The organism is Iningainema tapete BLCC-T55 (assembly GCF_014698965.1).
Taxonomy (GTDB): domain Bacteria; phylum Cyanobacteriota; class Cyanobacteriia; order Cyanobacteriales; family Nostocaceae; genus Iningainema; species Iningainema tapete.
The window spans coordinates 43969-56878 of record NZ_JACXAE010000091.1 but is presented as its reverse complement, the minus strand read 5'-3'; the positions used below and the strand labels follow the sequence as shown (position 1 = coordinate 56878).

Here is a 12910-nt window from a genome sequence, read left to right as displayed (position 1 = left end):
CTTCTTAGATATTAAGTGCTTGTCTTATTCGCTGTCGCGTCATTTCCTCTGCAATAAGTTCAGCAGAACGCTCTTCAATTTTCTTCCGTCTTTCTGGTGGCAACTGTTTTAATATTTCTTCTAAATTTGTTCCCATAGCTATCCTCACTTTTGCTTGTTACTCCTACCCCAATTTACACGGCAGACGTACCTGAAACCTTGTATCCCCAGGTTGAGAGAAAAGACGAATATCGCCTTGATGCTGTCCAACAATAATGCGATAAGCGATGTGTAAACCTAATCCTGTTCCCGCACCCACTCCTTTAGTGGTGAAAAATGGCTCGAAAATGTGGGATTGAATTTCTGGTGGAATACCAGGACCATTATCAGCTATTTCTACAATTAATTCGTCGAGATCGCAACTAGTACGAATCCAAATTTGCGGATTTTGGATTGGGAGATCAACATCTGTCCCCATCTCGTTAAGAGCATCAATGGCATTATCAATCAAATTCGTCCACACCTGGTTGAGTTCTCTGCCATAGGCGTAAAGTTGTGGTATGTCACACCCATACTCGCGGTTTATAACTACGTTAGAGTGCTTGATTTTGTTACTTAAGATTGTTAAAGTACTTTCTATTCCGTCATGGACATCTATTTCCTGTAGAGGTGCTTGATCCATGTACGAGTAATCTTTGACAGCCTCTACTAAAGTAGAAATACGGTCAGTACAATGCTCGATTTCGTCTAACAATCCCATTTCTTGTAGAGTTACCCCTATCCAAGAGAGGACATTATTAAGCAATGAGTCGCCTACATTTTCCTTAACATTTTCTAGCCAAGTTAGATCCAATCCCGCTGTTACTAATACAGGAGCGAGTTTCCAACCATCGATTATGTCCTGTGCATCTAACCAAGCGGTGAGTTCATCAGAGCGATCGCTCTCTTCTAGGGGATCAAGTTTTGGGGCATTTTTCGCACTAGCGACAACATCTTTTTGCAACTGAGCTAAAAACGCTTTTTGGGCGCAAGTCATTTGTTGCTGATTTAACTTAATTGTCAGTGGTTGCAACACCTGCACCGTCTCTCGTAATTGTCCGGCTGCTCTACGACTGGCAGAAGCAGGATTATTCAACTCGTGTGCCAGTCCTGCTGCTAAAGTGCCTAATGCTACCAACTTTTCTCGATGCTGAGACATCGACTCCAGCGCTCGCACTCGTTGTGCCATTGTGCGCAGAATCGTTGTCATCACACAATTACAACTAGAAAGCATGTCCCAAAAAACTGCGTTGGGCAATTCCAAAATTTGGCAACGAGTCACAGCACGCCCACTTGCCCAAAAGTATTCCTTACCCATCAACACGGGTAATTCTCCATACAGCGTTTTTGCCTCGTAATTTGCTAACAAAATATCTTGATTAGCAACTTTTTGCGTTATCCGCACACTTCCTTCCAATAGAACAAAAACATGATCGGCGCGATCGCCTTCATGACGATGGATTTCACCAGGCTTTAACCATACCTCTTTACCCTCTTGCAAAAGCCATTGCAATCGTTCATTAGGTAATTTAGAAAAGATTGGTACTTGGCGTAAAGTGTCTATGTCAAGCATAAGTTTATTTTCAAAATTAACTACAGATTTTTATGAGTATTTATCTGTGTTCATCTGTGTTTATCTGTGGTTCAATATCATTTAACCAACATGTTTACACGAGTCACTATCATGTTGAATCGGCAACCGCACTCGAAAGCTTGTATCACCAGGTTTTGAATCAAAATAGATATCGCCATGATGTCTATTCACAACAATGCGGTAAGTAATTTCTAAACCTAAGCCAGTGCCTTTACCCACACCTTTAGTAGTAAAAAATGGCTCAAAAATCCGAGATTGAATCTCTGGGGGAATACCCATACCAGTATCAGCAATTTCGACAATCAGGCAGTTATTTTCTCTAAGCGTGCGAATCGTCAAATCTCCCTTGCCATCCATAGCATCAATAGCATTATCAATCAAATTTGTCCACACTTGATTTAGTTCACTAGCATAAGCGTTGATGCGCGGCAAAGTTTGATCGTATTCCCGCTTAACTATAACTCCCTTCTTGAGACGATGATGAAGGATCAGCAGGGTATTCTCAATTCCCTCATGTATATCTATTTCTTGCAACGGGGCTTGATCCATATAGGAATAGCCTTTAATTGCTTTCACCAACTTGGCAATTCTGGTAGTACTCTGCTCAATTTCGTGGATTAGTCCGTAGGATGCGAGTGTTGACTCTAGCCAAGTAATTACGCTACTCAGACACTCAACGGGAATCTTGTCAGCAATCAAATCTAGTGATGAAGCGTCTATTCCACCATTTACCAATGTAGGAGCAAATTTCCAACCATTATCTATTTGATGATCTTCAAGCCAGTCTGTAACTTCGTCTTCTTTGTCACTTTGATCGAGAGGGTTAAGTTTGGAGTAGCTACAAGCGTGTTTTGTTGCTTGAGATTGAATGTCATTAATGAATTTTATTTGCTCTTTAGATAGTAAATTTAGCTGCAAAGTCAGAGCCTGCATGTTTTGAAAATTCTCGCGCAATTGGCTAGCAGCCCGTTGCGCCGCAGCCCCTGGGTTATTCAATTCGTGGGAAAGCCCTGCTGACATTTTACCCAACGCCGCCATCTTTTCTTGTTGCCGCAATTGCGCTTCCACATCTTTGGTTCGCCCAGCCATAGCTGTCAGAATCACGTCAGCGATCGGCGAACATTCGGCAATGATATGTTTAAAGGTGTCGATGTCAATTTGCACAACGCGACTGGGTGATATTGCAGAAGCAGTGGCTATTGAACCCGAACCAGTTAACATCGAAAGTTCACCCATAAATTCGCCCCGGCGATGAATAGCCAATAGTTTTTTCTCGCTACCGACAAGCTTTGTAATCTGAATTTCGCCTTCTAAAACAACATGAAAGTTGTAGTTTGATTCACCTTCATTAAACAGCACTTCACCCGCAGCAAGTTTAATTTCAGTACCATGCTGCTTGATTTCTTCTAAAGCTTCATCGGGCAACTTGGGAAACAGTGTCATCTGGTTGGGATCGTGCAGCATGGCAACTCCTCTGAAGGATTTTGGATTTTAGATTTTGGATTTTGGATTGGTTAATTCATAACGCTACTTACCATAGCCGTTGAACTGGATAGGCATCAAAAGCTGAATCAACACTTAAAATAGGTATTTTCTCTACCATAACCTGTGCAATTAAAAGTCGGTCAAATGGATCGCGATGATGAACGGGTAATTTTGCAACAACATAGGTATGTTCTAGATTGATATTCAGCAACTCCATACTGTTAATACTAAGTTGCTGTTCTATAAATTCCCTAAAGGGCAGACTAAAACTCAGTTTGCCACTGCTATGCTTTATTGCCATTTCCCAAACACTAGCTATACTGAGTAGCTTCTCGTTATTTTCATCTTCAATTAGCCCTCGTACTACTACGCTGAGTCGAGGGCTATTAATGACGAACCAGATGAAAGTGTGAGTATCCAGTAGTAGCCTCATTACATGTAGTCTTTAAAATCTTCTAATGGCTCATCAAAGTCGTCCGATATTGTGACTAACCCCGACGCAGTGCCAGCCTTAGCAGGCCAACGTTTCTTCACTGGCGGTATGGCAACTAATTTGACGACGGGTTGATTGTCTTGTGTAATCACAATTTCTTCGCCACTGATTGCTGCCTCTACTAATTCGGGTAGATTTTTAGATGCTTCAGCGAGATTAATTTCCTGCATGGCTATCACCTCTCTATTCTTTAATTCATGCTGACATAAAAAAATCGCTCACCGCACGTTACTTAAATATTGGTGAACAAACTGAACGCAAATTGAACCCTCACCTACGCCGGAAGCAACCCGCTTCACCGAACCATGACGTACATCGCCTACTGCAAAAACTCCGGGAACATTTGTTTCCAACAAAAAGGGATCGCGTTCCAGCGTCCATCCTTTGATCCGCTCTTGATTGCGCAATAAATCAGGACCTGTTATAATGAAGCCCCGTTCATCTTTCTCAATTACACCGTCTAACCAGTCGGTACGTGGTTGGGCACCAATAAAGATAAACAGCGAAGTTGCAGGAACTGTTTGTGTTTCGCCAGTAAGAGTATTCTTGATCGTAATTGCTTCCAGGCTTGTTTCACCTTTTGCCTCAATCACGCTGCTGTGAGTTTGTACTGTGATATTTGGTGTTTCTGCGATTTGGTCAATCAAGTACTGGGACATACTCTTAGTTAGGGAGTCGCTGCGTACCAACATTGTCACTTTGTCGGCGTACTTAGAAAAGTACATGGCTGCTTGTCCGGCTGAGTTTGCCCCTCCCACAACATAAACTTCTTCCCCTTGGCAACTGATCGCTTCAGTTTGTGCTGCACCATAATAAACTCCTGCCCCAGTCAAACGATCGAGTCCTGGCACATCTAGCCGTCGCCACGATACACCTAAGCCGAGAATCATGGCATGGCAACTAATTTCGCTACCGTTAGCCAACTGTACAAATCGATACTGGTCTTGTACGCGAATACCTGTAACTTCCTGGGGAGTGAGAATTTCTACACCAAAGCGTCTTGCTTGTGTTACTGCCCGACGTGCCAAATCACCACCGCTCAAACCAGAAGGGAAGCCAAGGTAATTTTCGATACGAGAGCTTGTGCCTGCTTGTCCACCAGGGGCTTCTCGTTCAATTAGTACTGTGCGTAATCCCTCTGATGCACCATACACGGCTGCTGCTAATCCAGCCGGACCTCCACCTACGATAATCAAGTCATAAAATGGCTTTTCTGCCTGGGTTTGCAGTCCAATTTTCTCAGCAATTTGCACGTTGTTCGGCTGTATGAGGTTTGAACCGTCAGCGAATAGCACAAGTGGTAGGTGTATTTTGTTACATTCAGCATATCCTACCAGTTGTTGTGCTTCCTCTGACAACTCAATGTCCATCCACTGATATGGCACTTGATTTCGCGCTAGGAAGTCTTTAACTTGGTGAGAATGAACAGACCAACGGTTGCCAATAACGCGAATACCCTCAAAGGGTGGGTGGAAATTAGCTTGCCAGTCATCGAGTAAATCGTTGAGTACAGGGTATAATCTTTCTTGGGGTGGATCCCACGGCTTCATCAAGTAGTAATCTATTTTTGCACTATTGATGGCGCGGATTGCTGCATCTGTGTCTGCATATGCGGTAAGCAAGGCACGTTTTGCCTCTGGGTACATTGGCAGTGCTTGTTCTAAGAACTCTACGCCAGACATTTGCGGCATTCTTTGATCTACTAAAAATAGCGCCAGTTGCTGGTTACGCAATTTCAATTGTTCTAGTGCTTCCAATGCGCTGTTCCCCGATTCGGCACGTATTATACGGAAGCGATCGCCATATTCAGAGCGCAGATCCCGCGCTACGGCTTGCAAAACTTCGGGATCATCGTCAACTGTCAAGATTACAGGTTTCGCCATCGCGCTCTCCCTCTCCCTTGTTAAATTGCTGCTGTATCTGTAATCTACACTAACTGTTGATATAGTCCAATCAAAGTTCCGTGTGGATCTCGTAAATAAGCTGTTTTGATTCCGTAGTAGGGATTGCTGTGAAAATTAATGGGCATCCTAGCCCTTTATATCTAGGTGAGCTAGGATGCCACTTTGCAATAAATTATACTAATTATCCTTGTCGTGGCAACACATCTGAAAGAGGAATTAGAGAGTTTGTACTGAAGCTGGTTCCCACAATTCTTCTTGGCGTCTGCGCTTTAGTTGGGAAGCAGCACACAAAGCACCAAGAGCTAATAAGCTAATTACAGGGGTGGATTCGGGAACTTTCGTTGTGCCACCCTTAAGATCGAGCTTGAGGATAGCTCCTGAGTCTGAATATCTAGAGCGGTTTGATGTATACAGATTACCATCAGGACCAAAAATTAATTCAGAAGCTGCCTCTAATCCATTACCACTCCATATAGTTTCCCTAGTACCATCCTGACTTACTTTGATGATCGAACCGCTGATATCACCAATGATATTACCAGTACCCTGTTCAGTCGCCTTCCATTCTTGCTGATTCATGTGTTGCAACACATACAAATTGCCGTCAGGATCGTACGCTACGCCAGTTACTTCTGTGAAACCATCAGCAATGACTTGTGGTTGCAAAGTATTGGGATCAACACTAAACAGACGTGCTACTGCTACTGGATATGGAAAGGCAGTGTATTCGCCTACTGTTAAAGTACCATCGGGAGCAAATGCGATCGCCGCTGGTACTGATTGTTGTGATGGCTCAAAAACAATATCTCCTAGACTATCAAGATTTGGTAATTCGGCATTTGGACTAAGAGGATTAAGTGGAAACGCACTGACATTCTTAATACCGCCGCCATTAAGATCCACAGAAGATATAGTATTCGCACCCGCGTCAATGACGTAAGCAGTATCACCCTGAATTCGGAAAGCATAAGGGTTAGAAGTCAAATCAGTGCCATCGACATTATTTTTAGCTTCATATGCAGCAAAATCAGCAAGAGTTGTCAAAGAACCAGTGTTGAGGTCTACTTTATATAGTTGTCCCATACCAGGTTCTTTCAACACGGTATCGCGGTTGTTTGGATCGCCAGCAAAACCGATCAAAAGATAAGCGTTGCCTTTGTCATCAAATTTGATGTCTGCAGGACCGGCACCTTGTTCTCCAGCTGGTCTTAATCCTATAGATGGTAGATTATCGACTACACGTTGTTTTTGACCATCGGTTGTAATTTTGGTAATCGCACCAACAGAGGCAGCACATAAAGGAATATATTGCGAACTAGGTGATGGGATACATCTTCCGTCGCTTCCGTCACCACCGCCACCACTTTCTGCTACATAAAGACTGCCGTCAGAACCAAAGCCAATACCCCGTGGGTTATTCAAACCGGAGGCTACTGTCGTTAGTGTTGCCGCAAGGGCTGCTTTGGGTACAGCAATTGCAATACAAACAGCGAGAAATTTAAAAGCAAATGACTTGAATTTCATACCTTATGTTGAGTAATTTGAGAAAATAAATTAACTGCTCAACTTCAAAAGATATAAAAATGTAATTTGATTGTAAATGAATATTTTTTTGCTATTTCTATTCAATTCTTCAATTTTTTATTACATTATATTCAGTTATTGCGGAAAATGTCTTAAACTTGCGAAAACTTATTTAAGAGTAGTTTATAAATGATCTCTATATGCTTTTGGTGTCATTTTTGTATACTTACGAAACAGTGCTATGAAGTGGCTTGGACTGTGAAAACCTACAGACTTACAGATTTCGGTAATTGACAATTTTCCTGTCTTCAGTAGTATCTTTGCTCGTTCAATTCGACAATTAAGTAAATATTGATGAGGAGTCAAACCCGTTGACTGTTTGAACAACCGGGCAAAGTAATAAGTACTCATTTGCACTACACCAGCAAGTTCAGCAAGCGTCAAGTCGCGCTCAAGATGATCATTGATGTACTCGATCGCGCTGCACAACTTGTACTTGGGTAGACCACCAGTAAAATCCTGAACAAGATGTCCTGATGTAGAATGTTGCTGTAGCAAATAACTAGCAAGCGCAGTTGCTAGTGATTCACCGTAAAGACGCCCAGACAAACATCCAGATTCTAGTTCTGCTTTCAGCGCCAGCCCGATATACTGAATTTGGGGATTGACTACTCCCAAGCTGGGTATAATCTCAATTGGCGAGTGATAGCCTAACTCAATAGCAACATGGGTGACGAAGGTTTCCTCAAGGCGTAGCACGAGGAAGTCACAAACCTCTAAACATATGGCTTCGCATAATAAGCCTGGAGGAAGAATTGTTGTTTGACCTGATGTAAAACGCCTGCTCACAAGACACCCATCCCACTTCACCTCTACCCTAGCTGAGCGCTGGAGATTTAGGTTAATGATATACTCTGAAAGTACTTGTGCTGGTAACTCGTGGGCAGGTAATTGCAAGTACTCGACAAGAATGCCATTCCATCCAACTTTTTTACTGGAAAGAATCGGCGCAATAAATCCGTCAGATGGAGCCTCTGTGTTAGTACCCTGAAAGTCTAAAATTTTAAATTCAGGCATTTGTTTGAGATTTGAAGAAAGGCAGATGCCAAAGTGCTGATAATTTATCTAAAGGAATAATACACCGAAGTTGATCCTCAGCTTGCTTTGCACTCTATTGAGTTATTGCGGAAAATATCTTAAACTTGCCAAAACTTACACAGGATGGGAAGATTTCTGAAAAACGACTGACAGATTGTTTGCAGGCATTTGATATGTCTTGACAAAAGTGAGTTGTTGTGAATTTGCTGCGGCGATTACATCATCTAAGTCGCGCACACCCCATTCTGGATTTTGTGCGCGTAAACTCTCGTCAAAAGCAGCATTACTCGGCGCGGTATGTTTTCCGCCTTGTTTAAAAGGACCATATAAGTAAAGAATGCCATCTGGTGGGAGAATACGATCAGCGCCTGCCATTAATCCCAAGCAAGCTGACCAAGGTGAAATATGGATCATATTAATGTTGGCGATCGCTGTGATGGGTCCCGTCAAGTCATCACGCTTCCACCACTCTGGTGTACGAACATCAAGCTCAATAGGCGGGTAAAGATGATCGCATGGATAATGTGCTGTCCAGGCGGCGATGCTGGCACGAGACAGCGGATTAGGGTCTGAGGGCTGCCATTTACGAGGGCTAAGGCGGGGAGCAAAAAATACAGCGTGTTCACCAGTACCGCTAGCAATTTCTAATACAGTACCAGTAGGAGGCAGCACTTGTAAAAGTATCTCAAGGATTGGTTCACGGTTGCGTTGCGTTGCAGGTGCATACTGTCGCTGATCGTTGGGGGTATTCATCATTAGTCCGTCCCTTCAGAGTTGGGGGCAGGCAGGATGCCCATCCCAAAAGAATTATCCTTTAAGCAGCCATACTTTGCTCGAATTCGGTTAAGAAGCGGAATGCCTTGACAACGTAGGTAGCGCATTCTTTGGGAGAGGAGTTGTAAAACGATCGCCATGCTGCTGCCTTATCTTCATCGTAGTGATCGCTTCTTTCTGGATGAGCTTCTAACCATCCTAGTCGCACAGCATGACCAATTAACACATCTAACACAATATATGCTTCAACTTGCAAATTGGGATTACTCTGTGCGATCGCTGCCAACTCCATTAAAGTCTCAATACAAACTTGTCGATACTCTGAAGCCTCTATTTTATTCAGTAAATGCTCTACTAGTAAAGCAAAATTCTTTTCTCCCGCTGTCATGGACGACAGCATCAACTCGCTATCCAAACGATTACGCCTTTCCAGTTTATCACCAATTACCAAGCCTTTGCAATGTTGCATCAACAGCCAAACTTGCTGAAAAAATTCTTTTGGCACGCGCCCTGTTGCTCCTTCAGTTTGACGAAACCGTCGCCAACCGCCTGGTGGTACTTCTATTTGATCAAGCAGTACTGGCTGCACAACCCAATCAATGTCACTTTCTTTTTGTTTAACGTGCAAAGATTCCTGCTGACGCAACACCTGACTCATGCCAGCATATTCAAATAATACCTGGCGTAACCGTGTTTTCACATCAAAAGGCGAAAGATGCATAACTGTTTCGTATGCCTCGTCTTGAGTAAGTTGAAACTCCTGGGCTAGTTCACTAGTGATTAACAAAATGATATAGCCAACTCTCAATGTCAGTAACCCTTTAAACAGTTCTGGTTCTGACTTAATCAAACTACTCAAATGTATCAGGATTTCTTGAGTTAAAACGCGATCGCGAATATCCTCACGACAAAACTCATTAATCTTCTCCACAATTTCACTGTGAGAAAGTGGCACAGTAATCAGTGATGCCTCAGTATAAGCCTTACCTACAGCAATTTGCTTACCCCGCACCAAAATACTCGTTACCACATCCGACAAACTGATATCTGCCATTTGCCGCAAACCAGCAGCACGACGCACTACTGCCCATAATCCTCCATCCCCAGCTTTAGTGTAAACTTCATCGAGTAAATCTCCCACCGTTACCGGACATCCAGGACCACCAAAGCCTGTATCATACTCCAACCCTTGTAAACGAGTCAAAGTTTGCAACAACTCAATTTGCTCGTAAAGATTGAACGATGAACGTAAAGAAGAAAGCAAGAACCCTAAATTAGTTTCGCACTCCATTTGAAATTCCTGAGTATGCCCCAACTGCCAGTTTTTGCCAGGTTGATAGGTGAGGTAGGAACACCTTGGTGCAGAATCTTTCACCGACGACTGGGAGAATTCAAAGTCTTGGAGAAAATCAATTCGTTCACAAGCAGCAGTTAACATTAACTGATTGAGTCGTCCCAATTTTACCCGCACACCGTTAAACAAACCATTCTTGAGTTCCTGCATGAGATCAAGTAACGCCTCGCTACCAGTTTCCAACATGGTGTGAGTTAGCATTAAAGTTAGGGTAGGACGCCCTAATTCGCTCCAATATTTGTTAATGTAAGCTAGTTCACCTCTAAGTTGATCCACCAAAAAATGGTAATCAAGGGTTAAGTAAAACTGTTGCGAGTTCAAAAACGAAGGTAAGAAGACAACATTCTCGTTCCCAATGCGAAAGATTCTCGATGTAGTTAAACTGCGGGGACGACGGGGGGGACGCCCTGTTAAACCAAGTTTATCGTTACGTCCAATTTGTGTAAAGATGGCGATTAAATCATCTGCTTGACGTACTTGAATTGGTTCTACTTGCTTTGGTGTTTGTGTCTCAATGCCGTACACTTCCAATTTTGCTTGTAAAATCTCATCTTCTGCAAGTAGGGCGATTTGTACCAAAGCTTCCCGTTGTCTATCCATTCGTAAATGTCGTCCCAAGGGATCAATATCGCCAACGGCTACCAACCCTTCACTCAACATTTGACTGAGAAAATACAAACTTTGCGCCCATACTAAGGGAACATTTTCGTTCGGTAAACGAGGTTGACTTCCTGGGTTTAATTTCTCTGCTTCTATGTTCTCTGCTGGAACATAATAAAGTTCTGGCAACAAATGTAAACCATTGCGTTCAACTACTAAAGAATCTAAACGCTCTTGGTAATATTTAACTTGTTCTTTGTCGTCTCGAAACAACCCATCAAGAAGTAAGTATGTGAAAAATAAGGGCCATTCGCATTCAATATGCTCAAATTGTTTAAGTTCCAATGGTTCGTAATGCAAGCGCTTTGTGTCTTCTAAAACTGTTTGATGTCCATCTCGTAAAAAACGCTTGCAGCCGTATTTTCCTTCGAGTTTGTTAATGATGTCGTTGCGGGTGCGCTCGCGTAATTGTGGATCTTCTACTGCATAGGCGGGAAAACTAATTACACTTAATAATGCCGCATCAATTTCTTTTGAAGAAGATTCTCTTGGTAACAGAGATTCTAGGGTAATTCTGGCACGGGCAATTTCATCAGGTAGCACATGAATTACCGATGCTTGACTACCACGCACACCAAATAAATCAATGCCATTAATTGCTTCTAAAGCTGCTTTTGCCATACCGATAGAACTGGCATTTAATTCGGCGTTACCATGATTAATTTTGTTGCCTCGTTCCCAAATACCAAAATCTGGTGTACGGTATGCTCGTCCAATATAGTAAACCAAATTTTGGACAAAATTTACTTCGTCAAATGTGTAGACTATATGCAATCCTGAAGCTGTCATTTGTGCCACCATTAGCACAAATATTGATGTAGCATCAAGTTGTAAATGCCCCCATTCATCATCACCTACTACGATGTCGCCAGTAGCAGTGTTGTATTTAGCGTGCAGGGCATCTAATGGCGACTGAGTGTGCTTGAATAGTTCTACTTTGTGTGCCTGTCGCATCATTGCAAACAGCAATCCCCGCATGAGCTTGACAACGCTGTGTTCTAGTTCATATGCGCGTCCTTTGTCTTCATCAAGCTTGCGGTATGCTAGCGCTAGTCCCCAAACTGCCAGAATACTGTAAACGTTATCACGTACCCAGGCATCGGTATAATCTCCGTGGGCTGTGATTGCTGTACTTGCTGGGAGTAATCCAGTAATCGGGTTTTGGCGTGTCAGGATGATTGTTTTGATTTGCTGATAGTAATATTCTAGACGAGTTTGCAGTTGAGTAATTTTCATGTGATTGTTTATTGCTAATTGCTAATTGTTTTAATGGTTAGCTATTAGCTATCAGCCATTAGCTATCCTGTTACACCTACCTATTCTGTAGAGACGTTCCGCCGGAACGTCTCTACATTAGATGTTTTTTAAAGAGGGACGTGAAAATCGGTGGTATCAATAGGTCTGTTTTAAAAGAATATACTCGATTTTTGGATTTTTTTCAAATCTTTATCTGACTAGACTAGACATTATCTTTTTCTTTAAATTCTTTCTGTTAATTCTAGATAAGCCTCAATAATCCGGGAAAATATCAAACTATAAACAAAAACAATTTCAGTACGTTGTCCCTATTCAATGTTTTAATAAAGAGTCCGCTATGATAGTTTCAAACTCATTAATTTATAACAAATGGTAGATAGTCTATGCAAACAATACCAACACTTTTAACGCTACGTAGGTGGACAGTAGAAGAATACCATCCATTAATTGTCAATTCAATGGCATTTTATGAGTAAGTTAGATACATATTCTATGTATTAAGGCGTAGGCATGAACCACACTTGCATCAGATGTGGGCGATCGCGTGGTAGTACTAAATTCTTAACATAGCCGAATTATTTTCTGCTCGGATTGAAGATTATTTTAGATCGAATCGCTCAATCAGCTAGCACTTGTGGGAACTATATTTAAGGAGGTAGCAGTCATGTCGCAAATGTCAATGCGAATAATTGCCTATTTTTGTTGGAAAAATTCGGTAAAATTACAGAACACAGCTGTTTGAGACTTGA

At 42.3% G+C, this 12910-nt stretch carries 10 protein-coding genes; all 10 read right to left on the bottom strand.

Annotated features, from left to right (window positions below; genetic code table 11):
- Window positions 1–4: 4 nt before the first annotated feature.
- A complete protein-coding gene (locus tag ICL16_RS46975) occupies window positions 5–136 on the bottom strand; it encodes a hypothetical protein (protein ID WP_273039747.1) in 132 nt (43 codons plus the stop codon).
- Window positions 137–163: 27 nt separating this feature from the next.
- On the bottom strand, window positions 164–1591 hold the full coding sequence (locus tag ICL16_RS30465) for an ATP-binding protein (RefSeq protein WP_190835341.1): 1428 nt from the start codon (window positions 1589–1591) through the stop codon (window positions 164–166).
- 81 nt (window positions 1592–1672) lie between these two features.
- On the bottom strand, window positions 1673–3076 hold the full coding sequence (locus tag ICL16_RS30460; protein ID WP_190835340.1) for an ATP-binding protein: 1404 nt from the start codon (window positions 3074–3076) through the stop codon (window positions 1673–1675).
- Between the two features lie 67 nt (window positions 3077–3143).
- Window positions 3144–3530 (bottom strand): type II toxin-antitoxin system VapC family toxin, encoded by a 387-nt coding sequence (locus ICL16_RS30455; RefSeq protein WP_190835339.1) that lies wholly within the window; start codon window positions 3528–3530, stop codon window positions 3144–3146.
- A complete protein-coding gene (locus tag ICL16_RS30450; RefSeq protein ID WP_190835338.1) occupies window positions 3530–3760 on the bottom strand; it encodes a type II toxin-antitoxin system Phd/YefM family antitoxin in 231 nt (76 codons plus the stop codon). The genes ICL16_RS30455 and ICL16_RS30450 overlap by 1 nt, the downstream gene beginning before the upstream one ends.
- Window positions 3761–3808: 48 nt before the next feature.
- Window positions 3809–5473: a response regulator gene (locus ICL16_RS30445; RefSeq protein WP_190835337.1), complete on the bottom strand. Its 1665-nt coding sequence runs from the start codon at window positions 5471–5473 to the stop codon at window positions 3809–3811.
- A 237-nt stretch (window positions 5474–5710) separates the two neighbouring features.
- A complete protein-coding gene (locus ICL16_RS30440) occupies window positions 5711–7018 on the bottom strand; it encodes a ScyD/ScyE family protein (protein WP_190835336.1) in 1308 nt (435 codons plus the stop codon).
- 183 nt (window positions 7019–7201) lie between these two features.
- Complete coding sequence (locus tag ICL16_RS30435; RefSeq protein ID WP_190835335.1) at window positions 7202–8095, bottom strand: helix-turn-helix domain-containing protein; 894 nt, start codon at window positions 8093–8095, stop codon at window positions 7202–7204.
- A 135-nt stretch (window positions 8096–8230) separates the two neighbouring features.
- Window positions 8231–8869, bottom strand: coding sequence for a DUF938 domain-containing protein (locus tag ICL16_RS30430; protein WP_190835365.1), 639 nt, complete (start codon window positions 8867–8869; stop codon window positions 8231–8233).
- A gap of 61 nt (window positions 8870–8930) precedes the next feature.
- Window positions 8931–12140 carry a glycoside hydrolase family 15 protein gene (locus tag ICL16_RS30425; RefSeq protein ID WP_190835334.1) on the bottom strand — a complete coding sequence of 1070 codons (3210 nt, stop codon included), beginning with the start codon at window positions 12138–12140 and terminating at the stop codon, window positions 8931–8933.
- Between the last annotated feature and the right edge of the window lie 770 nt (window positions 12141–12910).

What these genes read in the sequence shown, in the direction of transcription:
- ICL16_RS46975 (WP_273039747.1), bottom strand. Translation starts at nt 136, where the DNA reads ATGGGAACAAATTTAGAAGAAATATTAAAACAGTTGCCACCAGAAAGA.
- ICL16_RS30465 (WP_190835341.1), bottom strand. Translation starts at nt 1,591, where the DNA reads ATGCTTGACATAGACACTTTACGCCAAGTACCAATCTTTTCTAAATTA.
- ICL16_RS30460 (WP_190835340.1), bottom strand. Translation starts at nt 3,076, where the DNA reads ATGCTGCACGATCCCAACCAGATGACACTGTTTCCCAAGTTGCCCGAT.
- ICL16_RS30455 (WP_190835339.1), bottom strand. Translation starts at nt 3,530, where the DNA reads ATGAGGCTACTACTGGATACTCACACTTTCATCTGGTTCGTCATTAAT.
- ICL16_RS30450 (WP_190835338.1), bottom strand. Translation starts at nt 3,760, where the DNA reads ATGCAGGAAATTAATCTCGCTGAAGCATCTAAAAATCTACCCGAATTA.
- ICL16_RS30445 (WP_190835337.1), bottom strand. Translation starts at nt 5,473, where the DNA reads ATGGCGAAACCTGTAATCTTGACAGTTGACGATGATCCCGAAGTTTTG.
- ICL16_RS30440 (WP_190835336.1), bottom strand. Translation starts at nt 7,018, where the DNA reads ATGAAATTCAAGTCATTTGCTTTTAAATTTCTCGCTGTTTGTATTGCA.
- ICL16_RS30435 (WP_190835335.1), bottom strand. Translation starts at nt 8,095, where the DNA reads ATGCCTGAATTTAAAATTTTAGACTTTCAGGGTACTAACACAGAGGCT.
- ICL16_RS30430 (WP_190835365.1), bottom strand. Translation starts at nt 8,869, where the DNA reads ATGAATACCCCCAACGATCAGCGACAGTATGCACCTGCAACGCAACGC.
- ICL16_RS30425 (WP_190835334.1), bottom strand. Translation starts at nt 12,140, where the DNA reads ATGAAAATTACTCAACTGCAAACTCGTCTAGAATATTACTATCAGCAA.